The 19,249-nt window shown below is 36.1% G+C and carries 21 protein-coding genes; 10 read left to right on the plus strand and 11 right to left on the minus strand.

All coding sequences use genetic code 11. The features are described 5' to 3' along the window. The first annotated feature begins 5 nt into the window (after positions 1–5). The 5 genes from QRD02_RS11195 to QRD02_RS11215 all read left to right on the plus strand — a co-directional run bounded on the left by QRD02_RS11195 (position 6) and on the right by QRD02_RS11215 (position 5,174). The gene (locus QRD02_RS11195; RefSeq protein ID WP_290255043.1) at positions 6–1,361 is read left to right on the plus strand and encodes a DUF2130 domain-containing protein; all 1,356 of its coding nucleotides are present in this window, start codon (positions 6–8) and stop codon (positions 1,359–1,361) included. A gap of 96 nt (positions 1,362–1,457) precedes the next feature. After that, positions 1,458–1,802, plus strand: a complete 345-nt coding sequence (locus QRD02_RS11200) for a hypothetical protein (protein ID WP_290255044.1) — start codon at positions 1,458–1,460, stop codon at positions 1,800–1,802. Beyond that, on the plus strand, positions 1,795–2,220 hold the full coding sequence (locus tag QRD02_RS11205; protein WP_290255045.1) for a type II toxin-antitoxin system VapC family toxin: 426 nt from the start codon (positions 1,795–1,797) through the stop codon (positions 2,218–2,220). The genes QRD02_RS11200 and QRD02_RS11205 overlap by 8 nt, the downstream gene beginning before the upstream one ends. A gap of 138 nt (positions 2,221–2,358) precedes the next feature. Then, the gene (locus tag QRD02_RS11210) at positions 2,359–3,447 is read left to right on the plus strand and encodes a hypothetical protein (protein WP_290255046.1); all 1,089 of its coding nucleotides are present in this window, start codon (positions 2,359–2,361) and stop codon (positions 3,445–3,447) included. Further along, entirely contained in the window at positions 3,444–5,174 is a 1,731-nt protein-coding gene (locus QRD02_RS11215) for a hypothetical protein (RefSeq protein ID WP_290255047.1), read from the plus strand. The genes QRD02_RS11210 and QRD02_RS11215 overlap by 4 nt, the downstream gene beginning before the upstream one ends. Before the next feature lie 129 nt (positions 5,175–5,303). Here QRD02_RS11215 and QRD02_RS11220 read toward each other — a convergent pair whose 3' ends face one another. Next, positions 5,304–5,633: a hypothetical protein gene (locus QRD02_RS11220; protein ID WP_290255048.1), complete on the minus strand. Its 330-nt coding sequence runs from the start codon at positions 5,631–5,633 to the stop codon at positions 5,304–5,306. A gap of 136 nt (positions 5,634–5,769) precedes the next feature. Here QRD02_RS11220 and QRD02_RS11225 point away from each other — a divergent pair, with 136 nt between their 5' ends. The 3 genes from QRD02_RS11225 to QRD02_RS11235 all read left to right on the plus strand — a co-directional run bounded on the left by QRD02_RS11225 (position 5,770) and on the right by QRD02_RS11235 (position 8,501). Continuing rightward, the gene (locus tag QRD02_RS11225) at positions 5,770–6,474 is read left to right on the plus strand and encodes a hypothetical protein (RefSeq protein WP_290255049.1); all 705 of its coding nucleotides are present in this window, start codon (positions 5,770–5,772) and stop codon (positions 6,472–6,474) included. Positions 6,475–6,655: 181 nt separating this feature from the next. Then, positions 6,656–7,417 (plus strand): DUF72 domain-containing protein, encoded by a 762-nt coding sequence (locus tag QRD02_RS11230; RefSeq protein WP_290255050.1) that lies wholly within the window; start codon positions 6,656–6,658, stop codon positions 7,415–7,417. A gap of 211 nt (positions 7,418–7,628) precedes the next feature. After that, positions 7,629–8,501, plus strand: coding sequence for a DUF6929 family protein (locus QRD02_RS11235; RefSeq protein ID WP_290255051.1), 873 nt, complete (start codon positions 7,629–7,631; stop codon positions 8,499–8,501). Positions 8,502–8,653: 152 nt separating this feature from the next. Here the strand turns inward: QRD02_RS11235 and QRD02_RS11240 are convergent, their stop codons facing one another. From QRD02_RS11240 to QRD02_RS11280, 10 genes are all read right to left on the minus strand, one after another. Continuing rightward, positions 8,654–8,977, minus strand: coding sequence for a hypothetical protein (locus QRD02_RS11240; RefSeq protein ID WP_290255052.1), 324 nt, complete (start codon positions 8,975–8,977; stop codon positions 8,654–8,656). Positions 8,978–9,174: 197 nt separating this feature from the next. Continuing rightward, positions 9,175–10,440, minus strand: coding sequence for a cation:proton antiporter (locus tag QRD02_RS11245; RefSeq protein ID WP_290255053.1), 1,266 nt, complete (start codon positions 10,438–10,440; stop codon positions 9,175–9,177). 152 nt (positions 10,441–10,592) lie between these two features. Continuing rightward, complete coding sequence (locus tag QRD02_RS11250) at positions 10,593–10,973, minus strand: hypothetical protein (protein ID WP_290255054.1); 381 nt, start codon at positions 10,971–10,973, stop codon at positions 10,593–10,595. Between the two features lie 74 nt (positions 10,974–11,047). Further along, the gene (locus QRD02_RS14425) at positions 11,048–11,239 is read right to left on the minus strand and encodes a DUF2200 family protein (protein ID WP_353959578.1); all 192 of its coding nucleotides are present in this window, start codon (positions 11,237–11,239) and stop codon (positions 11,048–11,050) included. A 39-nt stretch (positions 11,240–11,278) separates the two neighbouring features. Next, the gene (locus QRD02_RS11255) at positions 11,279–11,713 is read right to left on the minus strand and encodes a hypothetical protein (RefSeq protein WP_290255055.1); all 435 of its coding nucleotides are present in this window, start codon (positions 11,711–11,713) and stop codon (positions 11,279–11,281) included. A gap of 272 nt (positions 11,714–11,985) precedes the next feature. Continuing rightward, positions 11,986–12,336, minus strand: a complete 351-nt coding sequence (locus QRD02_RS11260) for a hypothetical protein (RefSeq protein WP_290255056.1) — start codon at positions 12,334–12,336, stop codon at positions 11,986–11,988. A gap of 463 nt (positions 12,337–12,799) precedes the next feature. After that, positions 12,800–13,327, minus strand: a complete 528-nt coding sequence (locus tag QRD02_RS11265; protein WP_290255057.1) for a hypothetical protein — start codon at positions 13,325–13,327, stop codon at positions 12,800–12,802. 4 nt (positions 13,328–13,331) lie between these two features. Next, positions 13,332–13,661, minus strand: coding sequence for an STAS-like domain-containing protein (locus tag QRD02_RS11270; RefSeq protein WP_290255058.1), 330 nt, complete (start codon positions 13,659–13,661; stop codon positions 13,332–13,334). Next, complete coding sequence (locus QRD02_RS11275) at positions 13,658–15,040, minus strand: hypothetical protein (RefSeq protein ID WP_290255059.1); 1,383 nt, start codon at positions 15,038–15,040, stop codon at positions 13,658–13,660. Before QRD02_RS11275 ends, QRD02_RS11270 begins: the two co-directional genes overlap by 4 nt. A gap of 247 nt (positions 15,041–15,287) precedes the next feature. Continuing rightward, positions 15,288–17,126, minus strand: a complete 1,839-nt coding sequence (locus QRD02_RS11280) for an ABC transporter ATP-binding protein (protein WP_290255060.1) — start codon at positions 17,124–17,126, stop codon at positions 15,288–15,290. 510 nt (positions 17,127–17,636) lie between these two features. Between QRD02_RS11280 and QRD02_RS11285 the strand changes: the two genes are divergently transcribed. Continuing rightward, positions 17,637–18,155 carry a sigma-70 family RNA polymerase sigma factor gene (locus QRD02_RS11285; RefSeq protein WP_290255061.1) on the plus strand — a complete coding sequence of 173 codons (519 nt, stop codon included), beginning with the start codon at positions 17,637–17,639 and terminating at the stop codon, positions 18,153–18,155. A 344-nt stretch (positions 18,156–18,499) separates the two neighbouring features. Further along, the gene (locus QRD02_RS11290) at positions 18,500–19,249 is read left to right on the plus strand and encodes a DUF6503 family protein (protein WP_290255062.1); all 750 of its coding nucleotides are present in this window, start codon (positions 18,500–18,502) and stop codon (positions 19,247–19,249) included.

A 19,249-nucleotide genomic window follows, 5' to 3' on the forward strand; every position in this document is an offset into this window, starting at 1 on the left:
AAACAATGAACGAAATAATCTGCCCCAGTTGCAAAAAAGCCTTTAAAGTAGACGAAGCCGGATTTGCCGATATCCTAAAGCAAGTCCGCGACCACGAATTTGAGCACGAACTAAAAAACCGCCTAAATCTCGCCGAAAAGGAAAAGGAAAGCGCCGTAAAACTCGCCGAGGCTAACATAAAAAACGCCTTGCAGGAACAACTTTCAAAAAAGGATAACGAACTCATCCAACTAAAAGCCAAAAGCAACAGCGAACTCGCCGAAAAACTCGCCGCCAAGGAAAGGGAAATAAGCGAGCTTAAATATCAAAACGAATGTACGCTTGCCGAAAAACTGGCAAAAAAGGAAGCCGAGATATCCCAGATGAAATCCAAAATCCAAAATGCCGAAATCGACAAAAAACTAACCGTAGGCGAAGCCATCCGCGCCATCGAAAAAGAACGCGACACCCTTGCCAGCGATCTTAAAATAAAGGAAACCGAAAAGCAATTGCTTGAAAAATCCATTCGCGAACAATTCTCAACCCAACTGATGGTAAAGGACGAAACCATCAAAATGAAGGATGATGAAATTGATAGGCTAAAGGACTTCAAGCAAAAGCTATCCACAAAAATGATTGGCGAAACCCTGGAACAACATTGCGAAGCCGAATTCAACAAACTGCGCGCCACCGCCTTCCAAAACGCCTATTTTGAAAAGGACAACGATGCCCGCGGCGGCAACAAAGGAGATTTCATTTATCGGGAATTCGATGAAACTGGCAATGAAATCATTTCCATTATGTTCGAAATGAAAAATGAGAACGACGAGACCGCCACAAAAAAACGAAATGAAGATTTCTTCGCAAAACTGGACAAGGACCGCTCAGATAAAAAATGCGAATACGCCGTGCTCGTTTCCTTACTGGAAGCGGACAATGAATTCTATAACACCGGCATAGTAGATGTATCGCACCGCTGTAAAAAAATGTACGTGGTGCGGCCCCAATTTTTCATTCCCATTATCACCCTGCTTCGCAATGCGGCAATGAACTCCATGCAATACAAAGCAGAGCTCAGTTTAATAAAAAACCAAAATGTGGACATTACCAATTTTGAGGAAAAAATAAACACCTTTAAGGAAGGCTTTGCCCGCAATTATGATTTGGCCAGCAGGCAATTTAAAACCGCAATTGAGGAAATAGACAAAACAATGGATCATCTCCAAAAAACAAAGGACAGTCTGTTGGCATCCGTAAACAACCTACGCCTTGCCAATAATAAGGCGGAAGATTTGACTATTAAAAAACTCACCAGAGGCAACCCTACTATGACGGAGAAGTTTGAGGGGCTTTCGGGAAAGGGGAATAATTTGGACCTTTGAGGCTTTCCGTAAATGAGAAGTTTGAATTTTGATTAGATTTGATTTTTTTTAAATAAAAAACTAGATATATATTAGCAATAACATTAAAAAATAGAAATGATAATAAAATCTATATGGATTTCATACGATTTAGGAATTAAAGGAGATTATCCAAATCTATATGCTTGGCTTGATAATAATAATGCGAAAGAGGCGGGAAACAGTATTGCGTTCCTAAATTATCAATACAATGGAGGAGAAGAAGACCTTCTCGATATTTTAAAAGCAGATTTAACAAAATCCGTAAATTTTAAACCTGGTGATAGAGTTTATGTAATTAGAATGAGAACTGACAAAGGCATAAAAAAAGTCAGTGGAAAATTTATTATTGGAAATAGGAAAGCTACTCCTTGGGAAGGTTATGGTCAAAAAGGTGAGGATATAATAGACGGAGATGAATAATATAATTATTGATACTGGATATTGGTACGCTTTATTTGACTCAAGAGATAAATACCATATTGATGCTAATAATCTTTCTGAGTTTTTAGAACTTGGAAATGTATTAATCCCCTATCCAACACTCTATGAATCTTTAAATACACGTTTTTCAAAAAGAAGACAGTGGATGGAGGAATTTGAAAAAATAATCCAAAGAGGGAACGTTACTTTAGTTGATGATTCTGACTACAAAGACATTGCTCTCAATTTGACATTTGAAACAATATTATTACAAAATAGACCAATTAGTTTAGTGGATACAATAATTAGAATAATGTTAGACGATAAAAATTTAAAAATCGATTACCTTCTAAGTTTCAACTTAAATGATTTTTTTGATGTCTGTCAAAGAAGGAGAATTCAAGTTCTTAACAACTAAAATACTTTTAATAACACCAAATATAATTTTTTGCTAATCCATACCAAGTAATAAAAATTCCCGCGGACTTAATAATTTTAATAGAAAGTTTAAAATATCCTTATACATAAAAGCTGAGGTTAATAAGAAAAATAATAAATGACGATTAAAAATAGTTCAGAAATTAATGCGGGAGTTCATGCCAATATTGGAATGGATTTTCAAAAGAATTGCACTATTTACTTATTTCTTGAAAAATATAATCTTTTAAAAAATCAAAGATATTTTATTGTTTTAGAACACCTCGAAGATATTGTATTTGGATTTTTAGAAAATGAAACCGAGCTTTCAAAAATTGAAACGTATCAAGCAAAAAAGTCATCTAAAAAATGGACAAGTGGAAATATTCTTGAAATAATAAAAAAAATTGCTGAAACTAGTCAGTCAATTCTTAATGACCCACATCCTAAAACCTCAACATTTAATCAAGAAAACTATTTTGCTACAAACAATACGATAGAATTAAAATCTACAGTTAAAAAACAAGATTTTACTTGTACTGTTAATGAAGCAACACAAGTCTACAATTACAAAGACCTTGATCAGAATATAAAAGACAAAATTCTTAAAGGGAATAAAAATGTAACTTTTGACAAAGAAAATGAAGAAAATTTTGAAACCTTAAAATTTCGATTCATTGACTTAAATAGAACATCACAATCCCAATTAGACCTTTTAAACGGAATGTTCATTTCAGTTTTTGGAGATAGTATTGCTGACCATAAGGCCGCTCTATATTCATTTTATTATGAATTAAAAACAATCGAAAGCAGACTTAATCAAGGTAATATTGCAAAATTAAGCGACAACAAAAAAAGAATTGAGTCATATGAAATTGAAAATATTTTAAATATTCTTACAACTAAGAAATTAGCATTTGACTTTTGGAGGGATAAAGGAGACGAAATTCGCCAAGAATTAAATATCAATCTTTTTGAGGCAACCACTTTTGAATTACATTATCACAACAGCTTTGATAAATTCAAGGATATAAACGAGAGTGAACATCAAAAGATTTTTCATTTTGTAGAAAAAAATAAACAAATTTTCAAAAACCATTCTACCGATAAAGGTTGTATGACTGATTTTATTAACACCTTTAATAAAGAAAAGTCTTCCACATTATCGAGTCTACAGCTCCAAGCCACAATTGTGGCAGCATATATTGAAATTAAAAATACACTATGAATTTAAAACTACATATAGATAGTGTTTTAATACACAGCGAAGAGAACAACAAATTCTTTTTTACGGAATTTAAGGATAAATTAAATGTGATTTATGGCAAAAACACTTCGGGGAAAAGTACATTAATTCAGTTAATTTTATTTGCATTCGGTATAAATGACAATAAAATAAAATTGTCGGAAATTTTATCAGAAAACATCTTTGTTCGTATTGACTGTTCCATAAAAAGTGATCAAGAAATGGAAAAATATGTTTTTGTTAGACAAGATGAAACACTTTTAATTAAAGATAAAAACAATAAAGTTATCAGGTTTAATGGAATTAGTGCAGACCAATCAGCAGAACACGTCAAATTAAAGAAATATTTCAATGAATTATTTGATTTTAATCTTCAATTAGAATCAAATTCAGGAATTGATGAGGCACCAATTGAAACAATTTTTCTTCCATATTATGTATCACAAGAAGTTGGTTGGGTATATCTTAGAAAGTCATTTAGTAATTTGAATTACTATAAAAACTTCAAAGAAGATTTTTTAGATTACTATTTAGGCATAGAAAATGTCTTTGATAGAGAAGAAAAAAGACGAATTGAAAAAGAAGTAAGTAAAGTACAACAGCAGATTCGATTTTATAAGGATGTTGAAAAGGACAATCAAGACTTAAAATTAGCAAATGTTATAGACGAAACCTTAAAAGGTAGGGCGAATACACTAATTGCAGATATTTCTGAAAGAAAAAATAGATTATTAGAATTAGAAAAATTATATGTAGATAATTCAAATAAATTAACATTTTATAATCAAAGATTATCAGTAGTTTCTAAAGTTAATCGAAATCATAAAAATCAAGAACCAGGTAAAGATAGTTGTCCTACTTGTACTCAAATTTTACCATCGAATATAGATGATGTGTACTCATTTTTTCAAGAAGAAAATGACACGTTATCCCTGAAAAAAGATTTGAATGAAAAAATAAAGAAAATGCAGTCTTCTTTAAATTCATTAAATAAAAAAATCGAGGAGGATAGAGCCAAGATTGGTTCTACTTTTAAGACATTTAATAAATATTCAGAAAATGATATTACTCTTGAAAGCTATATAGAAAGCAAAGCAAATACTCAACTTTTAGAAAATCTAATTAAACAAATTGGACAACTAACGATTGATTTAAATCACAAGAAAGAGGAGTTAAAAAAATATAAAACTGATGATGATATAAATTTCGATAGAACCAAAAAGAGTAATATTTTCAAAAGTAAATATTTTACTTTTAACAGTGAGTTAGGTTTACCAGCACTAAAAGATGAGAGGTTTTATAAACTATATGAAATTTCTTCATTTCCATTTCAAGGTGTTGAACTTCACAAAGCAGTTTTAAGTTATCACTTTGCTTTCAATTATCTTCTTACACAAACAACTGACATTCATAGGCTTCCTTTCATTTTAGATAGCGTGTTCAAAGAAGATATAGATGGAGGTAATAGAATTAAAATCTTGAAATTTATTACTAACAATTATCCAACAGATACTCAAACTATATTATCAATTGCGGACGATAAAAATCAAGATTCCAGAATAAAAGAATACAAAAGAGATATATTCAAAGAAAAAGCTCATCTAATTTGTATAGGAAATGGAGAGGAAGAAAAAGCATTGTTAAAAGAGAATGATAACTCACAAAAAAGTATGATTGAAGAAACTTTTGAAATAATAGAAAGTATATAAGTAATAATACTAATAGCTGGCGCGTGTTTGCAATGCGTGTCATTCACCCTAAACCCCAACAACCTCCCCCAAAAACCCATCAATCAAATCCGCAGGATGCCTAGAAGCAACAACTGGAAACTCTAACAATCACACACAAGCCATTTCAACTTCCGCACGAAGCATTCCACCTCCCGCACGAAGCATTTCATCTCCCGCACGAGCCATTTCACCTCCCGCACGAAGCATTTCATCTCCCGCACGAACCATTTCATCTCCCGCACAACACATTTCACCTCCCGCACGAAGCATTTCATCTCCCGCACGAGCCATTTCATCTCCCGCACGAATCATTACAACTCTCGCACGAGGCATTTCATCTCCCGCACGAGCCATTTCATCTCCCGCACGAAGCATTACAACAACCATATTGTCAATTGATAATTGCTCATTATTCATTATTATTTGCTCATTGCCCATTGTTAATTATTCATTGTTAGAACTTTAGCGCAAAAAAAATTTTGAAAATCCACAAAAGCGTTTTACATTTAAAAACTCCCTAGAATTAATTTCCACAACTAACATTTTAATACTAACAACTAAAAACCAAAACACCATGGGATCAACATCAGAAAAAACGTACGGCTCACGCGTGTACAACGCAGAACAAATGTCCACAAACGTAGCAACCTTCACCGGCTATGTACCCATAACGCCAGAAACAGCGCTTGTGGAATACAACACTTATATTGATGAACTAAAAGCGAACAACACCCTCATCGCCAGTGCAGAGTCCGATTTCTCATTGGCGGTAGATGAACGTCAGGACCAATTTTCAAAAAGTCCAACCTCGCTATCCAAACTCTTATCGCCCATCTCAAGTTATGTAAAGGCAAAGTTTGGCAAAAACTCCCAAGAAGCTGAAGATATCGCAGCACTCGTAAACCAAATACGCGGGGAAAGCACCAAAAAATTAAAAAGAAGTGACGATGGCGAATTCGTTTCAAACTCCCACCGTTCCTACGGCAGCCAAACACAATATTTAGCAGACTTGATTGCAACCCTAGAAGCCTTTGGTTTGGAATATACCCCAACCAATACCTCAATAACCGTGGCAAACCTTAAACTAAAGTTAGAAGAATTAACTCAAGCAAACACACAAGTCACAACCACATACAGTGTCAAAAAACCCCTAACCGATGCTCGTATCACCAATTATGATGTCCTATCCCAACGTTCTCAAACAATAAAGGAAAGCGTAAAATCGCAATACGGCCTCCAATCCTCAGAATACAAACTAATAAAAGGATATAATATCTAAACCAAACGCCCGCAAAAGCGGGCGTTTTCATTATATAATTGGACCATCACCCAACAACCATCAACCAACAACCAACAACTATCAACCAATAGCCAACAACCATCAACTATCAACCAACAGCTACAAATTAATAGACAACCACATTTCCGAAACTATTTAGCGGTTATTATCTTTACGGAATATGGAAAATACCGTTCCCAACAACAAGCAATATTATTCAGGGCTTAGTGGCCTGCAGTTGCCCATTCCCAAATATTTATTCCCACCTCCCTATGAAAATGTGAGTAGATTGACCTATTATGCCACCTTCTTTAATAGCATTGAAATCAACAGTTCGTTTTACAAAATCCCCAGACCGGTAACCGTAACCAAATGGGCTGCATCAGTACCTGAGCATTTTCGCTTCACATTTAAATTGTGGAAAGGCATCACCCATAGCAAAGGCCTAGATTTTAATGAGGATGATGTAGTTTCCTTTCTACATTCCATCAATTCAGTCAGCGAAAGGAAAGGATGTTTGCTCATCCAATTTCCCCCCAGTATAAGCAGCGCATACACCATTCAATTAGAAAGAATTTTAAGCTGTATAAAAGAAACGGATCCCGACCAAGGTTGGAAAGTAGCAGTAGAGTTTCGAAATAAATCGTGGTACCAAGAAGATGTTTATGACTTATTGAATTATTACAAAGCTGCCCTGGTCATTCAGGATAACCCAAAATCCGCAACCCCATTGCTAAATCATAAATCCGATTTTGTATATCTCCGTTTTCACGGACCAGCAGGGAATTATCGAGAAAGCTATTCCACAGATTTTTTACAGGAGTACGCAAATATCGTAAGGGAATGGCTTGAGGAGGGAAAAATGGTCTATGTATATTTTAATAACACAATGGGCGACGCCTTCAATAATTTAAAAACCTTAAACAATTTTCTTCACAACTAAAGCGGTATAAAGCACCCCCCTAGCGCAAACGTCCCGCCCCACAACCAGGTCTCCAAAACATTATTTTTTAAACTAAAACGACAAGATTAAAACGCTCTCACTAACCTCTAAAACGTACAGCCTAAAGCCTAAAGCCTATAGCCTAAAGCCTAAAGCCACAAATTTTAATCTATATTTGAAAAAACCCACCCAGCCCTGACAAGGAGCCAATATGAAAATCACCGTTTCAAAAATTATAAAAATTGACAATATCCCCAGTGGTTCGGGCATCGTAAAATACGGAGAAAACTATCTCGTGATTGGCGATGATTCCCCATTTCTGTTTTCGCTGGATAAAAATTTCAAGCTTGTATCAAAAACCCCGCTTTTGGATTCGGTCAATTTTTCAGAAAAAAGAATAGTAAAGGCCAATAAACCGGACTTTGAAGCAATGGAACGCGTAGGTGAAAACGAGCTTGTTATTTTCGGCTCTGGCTCAAAAGCGCCCGAAAGAAATGTGTTTGTTCGTATTCTTTTAAAAGATTCCATAACTGTGGAAAAGTATGATGTTTCCAGACTTTATCAAAATTTAAAAAACACGCCAATATTTAAGAATTCCGAATTAAATATTGAAGCCACTGCATTTTTCAACAACCACATCTATCTTTTTAACCGCAAGAAAAACTTGATTATAAAGTTCGAATACCCCTCATTAATAAAATATATAAAAGGCGAAATAGAATTTCCGGAACCGGAGATCAAGCAATTTTCCTTGCCGAAAATAAACGGAATAGAAGCAGGTTTCTCTGGCGCCACAGCTTTACAGCGCGAACCAAAAATTATTTTCACTGCCTCTGTGGAAAATACCGACAATGCCTACGATGACGGCGAAATATTAGGAAGTTTTATCGGAATGGTTGATATTGCAAACAACACCATTTCTGAAGAATATAAATACTGTGAAATTCCATATACCGAAGCCCGATTAAAGGTAGAGTCAGTCACGGTAAAAGAGGAAATCACAACCGGAAACACCAAAGTGGTCCTTATCACCGATGATGATAAAGGAAATTCCATAATCCTGGAAAGCACGCTCCATTGGTGAAAAATATTCAATAAAACATCCCAATCAGAACTACTAGCACAAAGCTTAAAGCCTAAAGCTTACAGCCTAAAGCCTACAGCCTACAGCCTAAAGCCTAAAGCCTAATCCAAAAAAAAGGGATGTCTCTTCAATAAAAAAACACCCCATTCAAATTATAAAGAACTATCGTCCCTTTCCAAATTCTCCTTACTATCCCCGCCCTGGCTATATAACTGGTTTTCCTCATCCGGCAACCCGTGGGTGCCTTGTCCTTTTCTATAGTTATTGCTTCCGGGCACATCCAGATCTTCGCCGGAAAAATCTACTTCTTCCTTTCTATCCTTTAAAAACTGGTCATCACCCCCATCACCGTGAATATTTTCCTGGCGCAAAATATCTTTATCGTGCTCCGTGATATTGGGATCATAGGGCAATTTCTCTTTTGAATTGTTTTCCTTTGAAGTGTTTTCCTTTGAATTGTTATCCTTGTTTTTCATAGCATTTATTTTTTTTGATTCCCTTAAAAGTAAGGCAACAGAAGTGTTTGCAAAAAAGGTTTAACGCGACATAAGTACAGTTATAACAAAATATTAAAAGAGCAGGGAATTTCAATAAGCGGAAAGGCCGTACCAACAAGATTTTTTGATCAAATTCGCTACTCTATTTTGTGTTCTTTGGCGCAGTACGAAACATTTTACAATATTTTTTTCTTTACATAGAATCCTGCCACACGATGCACAACTGCAGAAATTACCACCAAGAATGCGACTGTACCCCACAGTAATTCCTTTTGTGGAAAATTTACCTCGTGTAGCGCAAATGCCAAATAAAAGAACGAACCTACGCCCTTAATTCCCAAAAAAGCTACTGCCCAACGTTGTTTCCACGGCATTGTCGTTCCAAGGGTAGGCACGATTCCGAAAAGCGGACGTATTATAAATATAAAAATCAGGCCCATCCCTAACATAGGGAGCGTGAGCGCATTAAACCAATGCGTGACGATATATCCCCCAAGACACAACAAAAGTATGGTGATGAACAGCTGTTCTACTTGTTTTATCACATTGTGCATTTCTTTATGGAAGCTGTGGGTTTTCTCAAAATGGCGAATGGTAATTGCTGCAACAAAAACGGCAATAAACCCATAGGCATGCACTGCCTCGGCAATTCCATAGACAAAGAAGGTAATGAACACAGCCAAGAAACCCAAGAGTTTAGGAGCAATACGAACCCCCTTTGGGAATTCAAAGAAAATCCAAGCAATTGCCTTGCCGAATAGATATCCAATGATTAGACCACCCACAATACGATACAATAAATCCTGTAACAACCAGGTCTGCAACCATTCCGTGTGGTCCCATCCATAAATGGCCACCCATATTGCCAACCAAGTAAAGGGGAAGGCCATACCATCATTTATGCCCGCTTCGGCAGTAATGTTGAACTGTACTGGATGCTCCTCCTCTTCATCTTCTTCCAGTTTTACCTGCATTTCACTGGCGAGTACAGGATCAGTTGGGGCAAAGACGGCTCCCAGCAAAAGTGCGGAGGCTGCCCCCAAACCGAACCACCACCCGATGGCAGCGGTAACCGCTATACAACCCAACATGGTTATGACCACAAGAAGAATGGGAACCCTATATGCCTTTAATGAAAAAGTTCGGCTCAGCTTTAATCCTGCTCCCATTAAGCTTATGATTACTGCAATTTCGGAAAGTCTCAATATAATTCCATTGTGCTCAATAGGGTCTGGAGTTGGTAGGTCCAATGGCAGGAGGTAGATAACCATACCCAAAAGTATTGCCACGATAGGCACGTTTATCAGTTGAAAATTTTCCAAACTCTTAAGCCAAGGCAAGAGCAAACCGAGAAAACCTATGATTATGTAAAGCCATACAGATGTTTCCATACTATTTTCAATTTGTGCCCATTGTTTGTTAGTTCGTAGCGTTAGTGCCATAAAGTGTTGGGCTTCCCGAATGTAATAATTTTACATGAGATTTATTTCCTCAAAAGGCAAGATTCATGCGCTTATTTGGGAAAAAATGAGTGTGTTTTTGTTTGGGAACAATTCCAGAATATGTCGTGATAATGACGGCGGAATAGTGTTTTTTATAGTTTATTGAATTGAAGTCCGCTTAAACCGGGCACAAACAATTGGCCATCAGCATTAATTGAAAATGGGGTGGTGTCATTCTCACCATCATCATAGTCTAAGGTTAAAGTATTCTCACTCGTGTGCCAGGTAAAGGGACGAAGGTTGGAAATAGCGGTGCTGTCCGGATTGGCAATATATTCCGTAATGTAGCCTTCATTTTCAGTATTGAAATATAATTTGAAGTCATACATTTCGCTCACATCGCTCCGCTGCCAGATCCCCAATAGATTGTTGGTTGGAACGGTATTTTTTTCTTTTTCATCATTGTTGCAGGATAGGAAAGAAGTTATGGCAAGAAGCAGAAATATTGCTGGAAGCGCTTTGAATGGTATCATTTAGAAAACACAGGGTGTTTGTTTATAAAGTGTGGTAAATATAGGGAATATACTTAATTGTTTAATTAGGGTTTTCAATAACAAGTGTAGCAATTTCTTGGTGTATGAAAAACCATTCTCCGTGACGAAAAGGTGGATGGTTTTTCAAAAGATAATAGTATTATATCATTGGTTTGTGCCGTGCTGCGATCTAATTTCTTGACTTTGGCTACATAAAGTGGATATACGCTAGCAAAGGTTATTTTGTAGATTCTATCATTTTTCATTTCGCGGGAATCAGAGATAATTTATACTTTTTTCCAAGCCTATATATCAGCATTATTAACATTTGGGTTTGGTTTCAACCCATATTTCCAAGTAATTAATAAGAAGAGAAAAGCAAACGCCGTTCCCACTGCGCCGTAATAAGCATCGATAATATCTGGGGTGTTCAGTATACCAATAAACATTTCATAAATGAAATTACTTGCCAACACCGCTATTCCCAAACCAATGATATATTTAAACCGTAATCCCGCCATCAACCAAAAATATCCTATTCCCGCATACAATAAACAACTAATTGAAAAATTGGAAATATGTGTATAAAAATCTGGCAGATAGGCATCAATATTCGCTATTCTAAAATACTCATGTTTCCTACCTTGAAATAAGAAAAAGATCGCTAACAAAAAAATTAGAAAGGAAAGTGAAGTGATGGCTTTGGGTAAGTACTTAAGGGATTTAAAGGATTTTTCCAAAGTTTGTTTTCTATTTCGTTTTTGCGAAAAATAACAAAAAAGAAACTTTCATCCAACAATTCTCAACCTACTTTCACTTATGTTTTCTACCCAAACGACATACGTAAATTTAAAGTTTTGACACTGGTTTGCTATTTCAAATAGAAACGTCTGTAGGTTTGAACTGCACGATTACCTGTTGGGAAAAACAGATTTTATTCCATTTGCTTAAAACAAATCGGTACGCCTTTTTGTGGCATACCGGTTTATAAAGACGATTATTTTTTACTTACTTATTCCGGTCTTCTATTCAGGGTCCACTCCTCCCCTGTGGCCTCATTTCTTACTACAATATAGTCTCCGTACCCAAAATAATCTATGCTAAATTGCTGTCCTGCCCCATCGTTCACAACATAGCCAAAGCCGTCGGATACATCATAATAGTCCGAAATGCTAAATTGGTTCCAGGAAGATTTTGCCGCATCTGTAAAGGAAACTTCCAAGACCTGGGAATTATCGGAATTGGTTTTTAAATACACATTAAAATCGTCCCCGTCATAAGTAAAATACTGTTGTGCGGTTGCGGTGGTACTTAAGGCAACGGCAAAAAACATAATTGCAAATACTGTTTTTAATTTTTTCATTGGTATAAAATTAGAAGATTGTGGCTACTCTATGCGCTTTTCGCCCTCCGCGGTGTTTTTCATTTTAATTTAGAGAGATTAAAAAAGAAACTTTTGAATACAAAAAAATCCCCACTGTTGGCAACCTTTCAGAAGCCCTAGTGAGGATTGCGTTAAAGATAGCTAAATAATTGGGAAAATTATTAGGGGAATACTAAAATATAATGGTCTTTCTTCGGAATATTGTAACGCAGATTGGAGGCTGTGGGCACGAGCGGGACGCTCGCGCTAGCGGGGGGATGACAGGAGAATATGCATATGGCATTGTGTGAGTTGCAATCGGCATTGTGTGAGTTGCAATTAGCGTTGTATGAGTTGCAATTGGCTTTGTGTGAGTTGCAATTGACTTTGTGTGAGTTGCGATTTACTTGCATTAGATAGGAAACACGAGCGGGATGCTCGCGGTTGCGGAGGCTAGCAGGGATCAACTGTTGTATTCATACAAAATTTTAATAATTTCTGTTTTTGATTGACTTATGCTTCCAATAATATTATTATCATAATCGGACTTATTTTGTAGATTAATATTTTCCTCGAACATTTTTTCGGTCAAAATATCAATTAAAACATCCGAACATTTTTTTACATTCTCATAAAGATTACCATCTACTGCTAACAATAAATCGGTAAATCTTAATCTCAAATCTTTTAAATCATTTTGTAACTGATTATTTAATTCTTGTTTATCAAAATCAGAATGCTTTCGTGAGGCAAGAGGAGCCATGGTTATTAAAATATTTTCATAAAATGAAAACAAATTTTTTAGGTTATGTTCAAGAATTATTGTTTTTAGAGAATCTGTTTTTCTATCCTTTGCTAATTGGGCATTTCCCTTTCTTGTAGTAAAAACAAATATATATATTGTGAAAATTAAAGTTAAAAAGGCAATAATTATATTAGATATTTTATCAATAACATCAAGATCTAAGTTGTTGAAATTTATGCAATCCATAATATTATATATCTAAAGCGGTTTTCTTCCTTAATATCCTAGTTACTGCCTCATCCAATGGTTTTTGATAATTGTAATTTCCTTCATTAATAAATTTGAATTTATCATAAAAACCTCTTTCACCGAGTTTGGTAACCACATTTACAAATAATTCTTCGAAAAATGATGGATTAATCGAATATAAGTTTGTTGGTATTATAAATTCAATAATACTAAATTCTTCTTCAAGTTTATCAATTTTTGAATCTTCCCTAACTTGTATCCCTCGATCTCTGCCTGTGAATATCTTGGCTTTTGGAGTTCTATAATCTTCTAATCTAATCTGGTTTCTCATATAATATCGTCTTTACTAATTAATATTCTTGCACTTATTACAGTTCCTGGAAAGTAATCATTGACCGATTTTACATATCTTGAATCGGGTTTTTCTTCAATATTATTGGTTTTATTAAATGTCATAACTTTAAAAGTGTCAGTACCCATCGTCTTGGTCTGAATGTTATAACTTCCATCAAATATGATATTAGTATTTCCTGAAATGATAGCCATTCTTGAAACTTCATCAGCATTTTCATTTGTGCCTTTTAAATTAAAAAAACTCTCTATAAATTGAATCGAACCATTACCTCTCTTGGAACTTTCAATCGACACCGATGTTATTCCTTGTTGTAACGCATAAAGTGTCCATAATGTTTCTTCATCTAATGATTTTGACCACAAACTTTTCTTTGTATATCGACTTGAAATATCAGCCATTCTTTTCTTCATGTCTTCATTAGTACAAGTGGGTGATTTAAATTTCTCATAAATAGTTTCTCCAAAATTCATTATTGCTAAATGAAAAACACCAAAATCCTCACCCCCATTTTCGTGTTTTTGAAAAAATCCGGTAGAATATCTATACTTTGTAGTTGAATGTTCTTCCGCATTAATTAATATTTCTCCAATCACAATACTTAGGTCTTCAATACTATCTCCAGTTAATTCTTTATTCAAACTTGCTAAAGAATCAATAACATAATCGACCATTTCCGTAGAATCTACCTCCTTTCGTTTGGCATTCTCAATCTTATTAAATTCTTTATTATGTACGCAAAGTTTGTATGTTATTATATCTGGAAATTTTATATACCCTTTTGAAATTATTGCTGGTGATCCAATAGAAAATAACAATTTTCGAATATCATGGTTATGTATATTAATACCGGATAAGCTTCTAATTTTTGATTGAGTATTTTTATTATTATTTCGTCGGCTGATAAATTTAAGAAGATCTTGTAAAATCATATCCAGATAAATTTGAGCCGAAAGCTCTATTCTTTTGCACTCTGAATAGTCTATTTCAATAGTTTTATGTTGATCTAATAATATATTTATTGTTAACTTCCTAATGAACTTATAAGAATTATTTCCATTCTCAATTAAACTGAAAATTTCAGGTACTTTTATTTTGAAAGTATTTTCATAAACTTTTTTTCGACTTATAGATTTATCAAATTTGGCTTTTTCGTTAGATAAAATATATGATAGGTTTGACGGTAGCCATTTCTCTATTTGATTTTGATAAGACAAATCACCATTTAGTTCTTCCTTAGCTCTAAGATAATTGTCTTGTTCTTGTTTTCTTTCTTCCTTCTTTTTATTTTTTCTTTTAAGATCATTAAGAAATCTTTTTAGTCCAATACGATATTTTATTTGCTCTCTGTTTTTCACTTTTTAAAAGTTTGTTATAAAATATTGTATAAATCTTGTGAGGTCATATTTCCAAAAGTAAGGAAAGAATTTATTTTTTAGAAAATACTTTTATTCCAATTACAATGACCTTGTTAGCAAGTCTGATTTTTCTTTTTAAAATACGATTTTGCAATTAATTCAGAGTTACTGATTCCGCGGCTGGCGCGAGCGTCCCGCTCCTGCCTTTATAATTCAAAATTAATAATTCTGCCTTCAAAATTCATAATCATTGATACCCCGCCGCCTGCAACTTAAACAGGTCCGCATACAGTTTTGGATTTGCCATTAACTCTTGGTGCGTGCCCAGCTCCAGCACGTGGCCGTCCTGCAATACCAAAATACGGTCTGCCATACGCACGGTGCTAAAACGGTGGCTAATAATAATGCTGGTCTTGCCTTTGGTGAGGGCTATAAAGCGTTCAAAAACATCAAACTCTGCCTGGGCATCCAGCGCGCTGGTGGGTTCGTCCAGCACCATCACGTCGGCGTCCTTCATATAGGCGCGGGCCAGCGCCACCTTTTGCCACTGCCCGCCGCTTAGTTCTGTGCCCTTGTAAAACCTTCTGCCCAGGCGTTGTTCCAGACCGTGCGCCATTTCGTTTATTACCTGTTCCGCAAGGCTTTTGCTGGCGGCGTAGCTTATCACTTCATCGTTCTGCACTTGGTCTATATTGCCCACAGCTATGTTTTCGCGCAGGGTAAACTCATACTTAAAAAAGTCTTGAAAAATGACGCCAAAACGTTTTCGGTATTCGTCGACATCAAACTTGTTTATGTTGATGCCGTCCAAAAGGATTTCGCCCTGCGTGGGTTCGTAAAAGCGCAAAAACAGTTTTATGAGCGTGGTTTTGCCAGCGCCGTTTTGGCCTACGAACGCCATTTTCTCGCCAGCTTTTAAATGAAAGGTTACGCCTTTCAAAACTTCGGTTTCGCTGCCTGCATACGCGAAATGTAGATCGTTTACCTGAAAACCTTGGGTGATGGTTTCGGGGAGTGGGGTTTTTGCTTCGGCAGTTTGTTCGACAGTTAAATCTATAAAATCGAAGTAATCCTGAAGGTAAAGCGCACTTTCGGAAATCCGGGTAAAGCGCGAAAAGAAACCTTGTAAATTATTCCGCAAGCGGTTGAACGACCCGGAAAGAAAGGTAAGCTCACCAATTGTGATAGCGCCCGCAAGCACCCGCAGAATGATGTACACATAGGCGCCGTAATAACTGAGCACGCCCAAAATGTTGAACAGCGACCCGTACAGACTCTGCCGGAGCGACAGTTTTTTGTTGATGAGGTAATAATCATTTGAGAGCCCTTTGAAACGTTCCGCGATAAAATCGGTAAGCCCGAAAAGTTTGATTTCCTTGGCGGTTTGGTTGTTGGCGCCTATGAAACGGAGGTAATCCAATTCCCGGCGTTCGGCGGTCCAACTGCGCGCCAGCGAATAACGCGTACTGCTGAATTTCGCCTCATTTATAAACGAAGGAATAATACTGAGAACCAGAATCAAAATCAAAATAGGTTCAAAATAAATCAATCCCACAATTAACGAAATCATGGAAATGAGGCTCTCCGCTTGTCCCAAAGCGTTGCTCATTAAATCTACCCGGCTGTTTGTTTGGGTTCGGGCGCGTTCCAATTTATCGTAAAACTCGGGGTCTTCCAGTTGGGCAATAGTGAGTTCGCTGGTCTTTCGAATTATTTTTTCGGAGGAAGCGTTGCTGTATAAATCCCCCAAAAGTCCGTCGGTCAAGTTTATCAATCTTCCCAAAAGATCGGAAAGTACCGCCACACAGAATTCGACAAGCACGAGATTCCAAAGTTGGGTGAAATCTTTGTCGATGAGGGAAACTTGCAGGATTATTTCATCAATAATCATTTTCCCCACCCAAAGAATTACCACGGGTGTAAAGGCATTCAACAACCGACTGAAGGCATTTACAAAAAACAGTTTCGGACTGGCACGCCAGATTTCCCTAAAAAATCGGGGAATGGTTTTTAGCGCCTTAAACGAATCACGGACACTGGTTTTCTCTTTTTTATCTGTTATGGATTTTGGTACTACGCGCGCCATTATTTAGTGGATGTGTCTAAAAGTTGATGGATCTATATGTTAATTCGTCCATAGTTCTGGATTCTTAGCTCTTGGTTATTCCCTTTTCGCTATTCACTAGTCTACCAATTGCCCGTGGTTTATCACCCTCCAATTTTTCAATTTATGAATGTAACAGTTTTTTTAAATATAGGCCTTCAAACAATAACACTTTTCTGCGGCACATCTAACTTCAAATTCGCCGATCATTTATTTCGAATATTTTTCGCAATTTCAAAACTATTAATCACGACTTCAAAAAAAAAATCAAAATATATGTATCCTTTTTAGCCGATTTCTGTCTACTATACAAACAATAAAAAACCCATAACTATGAATACTTGTATATGTACCAATTGTAATTGCACCAAATGCAACTGCAATGACTGCTCACAAAATAACTGCCCTTGCGGCAAATGCGAATGCAACAAATGCAGTTGCTGTTAAATAAATAAAGGTTGGTTGCAAAGCCAACCTTTTTTATTTTTGAATATGGAAACACAAAAAATTTGGAACCGGTTTAATGAAGAGGTGTATTTCTTCATCCTTAAAAAGGTAAAAAACGAAACCGCCACCCACGATATTTTTCAGAATACCTTTCTGAAAATCCACAAAAGCCTGCACCAACTTAAAGATGAAGAGAAAGTAAAAGCTTGGGTTTTCCAAATTACCCGGAACGAAATAGCCAATCATTTTAATAAGGAATCAAAATATATAGCTCCCCTTGAGGAAATTGAGGAAAACATTTCCGAAAAAAAGAATGATTACTGCTGCTTCGATAAATTTATAAACGACCTCCCGCCCAAGTACAGAGAAACCATTGAATTGGTTTATATACAAGGAAAAAAACAAGAGGAAGCGGCAAAAATTTTGGCCATCAGCCTTGCTAATGTTAAGGCACGAATAAGGCGTTCAAAAGATATTTTAAAGGAAAAATTTGCCCAATGCTGCAAATATGAATTCGATAAAAATGGCAGCTTGATCGGAGAGCCCAACTGTCCGGAATGTTAGTGCGAATCATTAAAATAATTTCGTAATTCAGATTCTGCTGTACCTGTCTTTTATATCCCCTCAAAAAGATTAAACATTTAATCAATACCACAAATTTGCAAATCAACAAAACAACAAATTTCCTTTCTTGTATCCTGCCCAATCTATTATAGAACCAAATGCCCATAATCAAATCCATTATAAAATTGGTGGGAACCATAACGGGGAATAACTTCCTATTTTCTCAATAGGGAATATATAGTTAGAAGGGTACAATTTCCCATAGTTTCCCTGGCAAATAAATACCCATTCCACACACCAACTCCCGAAATGCTATTCGTATCTTTATAAAAACTTTAAACCCGATGCGTTTCCTTACTGCAATCTGCTTCATCCTGTTATTCGTTTCCTGTAAAGAGGAAAGCAAATCCCTTTCCGCACAACAGATTATTGACAAAACCATTGAAAATGCCGGCGGCGACAATTATAACCTGGCGACCATAAATTTTACCTTTCGCAAAACAAAATATCGCAGTAAGCACAACAAAGGGATTTTTGAATACAGCCGCACTTTCACTGATTCTATCGGGGAAGTGAACGATGTATTGAACAACGACGGATTTACGCGTTTCGTAAACGCCCAGAAAATCAATTTGCCCGATTCCACGGCAACGAAATATTCCAATTCCGTAAACTCAGTAATCTATTTTGTGCAATTGCCATTCGGATTGAACGCCCCATCCGTGAAAAAGAAAGTGGTGGGCGAAGCAGAAATTGATGGCGAAAATTATTACGAAATTCAGGTAACCTTTACCGAGCAAGGCGGCGGTGCAGACCACGAAGATGTCTATATGTATTGGATAAACCAAGAAAACTTTACCGTGGATTATTTCGCGTATAAATTCTTTACGGACCAAGGCGGCATCCGTTTTCGGAAAGCATATAACCCCCGTATGGTCAATGGAATCCGTATTGTAGATTATGAAAATTATAAACTCGAGCCGTGGGAAAATGTGGATTTAAAAACTCTCGATGAACTTTATGAAGCCGGAAAACTGGAGTTGCTTTCAAAAATTGAAACTGAAGATGTTTCCGTCATTAATTCGAAGGAATAA

Origin of the sequence: Aequorivita aurantiaca, assembly GCF_030410135.1 — a bacterium.
In the GTDB taxonomy this organism is placed as follows: Bacteria; Bacteroidota; Bacteroidia; order Flavobacteriales; family Flavobacteriaceae; genus Aequorivita; species Aequorivita aurantiaca.

Coding starts and splice junctions, on each gene's coding strand:
- QRD02_RS11195 (WP_290255043.1), top strand. CDS start 6: ATGAACGAAATAATCTGCCCCAGTTGCAAAAAAGCCTTTAAAGTAGAC.
- QRD02_RS11200 (WP_290255044.1), top strand. CDS start 1,458: ATGATAATAAAATCTATATGGATTTCATACGATTTAGGAATTAAAGGA.
- QRD02_RS11205 (WP_290255045.1), top strand. CDS start 1,795: ATGAATAATATAATTATTGATACTGGATATTGGTACGCTTTATTTGAC.
- QRD02_RS11210 (WP_290255046.1), top strand. CDS start 2,359: ATGACGATTAAAAATAGTTCAGAAATTAATGCGGGAGTTCATGCCAAT.
- QRD02_RS11215 (WP_290255047.1), top strand. CDS start 3,444: ATGAATTTAAAACTACATATAGATAGTGTTTTAATACACAGCGAAGAG.
- QRD02_RS11220 (WP_290255048.1), bottom strand. CDS start 5,633: ATGGGCAATGAGCAAATAATAATGAATAATGAGCAATTATCAATTGAC.
- QRD02_RS11225 (WP_290255049.1), top strand. CDS start 5,770: ATGGGATCAACATCAGAAAAAACGTACGGCTCACGCGTGTACAACGCA.
- QRD02_RS11230 (WP_290255050.1), top strand. CDS start 6,656: ATGGAAAATACCGTTCCCAACAACAAGCAATATTATTCAGGGCTTAGT.
- QRD02_RS11235 (WP_290255051.1), top strand. CDS start 7,629: ATGAAAATCACCGTTTCAAAAATTATAAAAATTGACAATATCCCCAGT.
- QRD02_RS11240 (WP_290255052.1), bottom strand. CDS start 8,977: ATGAAAAACAAGGATAACAATTCAAAGGAAAACACTTCAAAGGAAAAC.
- QRD02_RS11245 (WP_290255053.1), bottom strand. CDS start 10,440: ATGGCACTAACGCTACGAACTAACAAACAATGGGCACAAATTGAAAAT.
- QRD02_RS11250 (WP_290255054.1), bottom strand. CDS start 10,973: ATGATACCATTCAAAGCGCTTCCAGCAATATTTCTGCTTCTTGCCATA.
- QRD02_RS14425 (WP_353959578.1), bottom strand. CDS start 11,239: ATGAAAAATGATAGAATCTACAAAATAACCTTTGCTAGCGTATATCCA.
- QRD02_RS11260 (WP_290255056.1), bottom strand. CDS start 12,336: ATGAAAAAATTAAAAACAGTATTTGCAATTATGTTTTTTGCCGTTGCC.
- QRD02_RS11265 (WP_290255057.1), bottom strand. CDS start 13,327: ATGGATTGCATAAATTTCAACAACTTAGATCTTGATGTTATTGATAAA.
- QRD02_RS11270 (WP_290255058.1), bottom strand. CDS start 13,661: ATGAGAAACCAGATTAGATTAGAAGATTATAGAACTCCAAAAGCCAAG.
- QRD02_RS11280 (WP_290255060.1), bottom strand. CDS start 17,126: ATGGCGCGCGTAGTACCAAAATCCATAACAGATAAAAAAGAGAAAACC.
- QRD02_RS11285 (WP_290255061.1), top strand. CDS start 17,637: ATGGAAACACAAAAAATTTGGAACCGGTTTAATGAAGAGGTGTATTTC.
- QRD02_RS11290 (WP_290255062.1), top strand. CDS start 18,500: ATGCGTTTCCTTACTGCAATCTGCTTCATCCTGTTATTCGTTTCCTGT.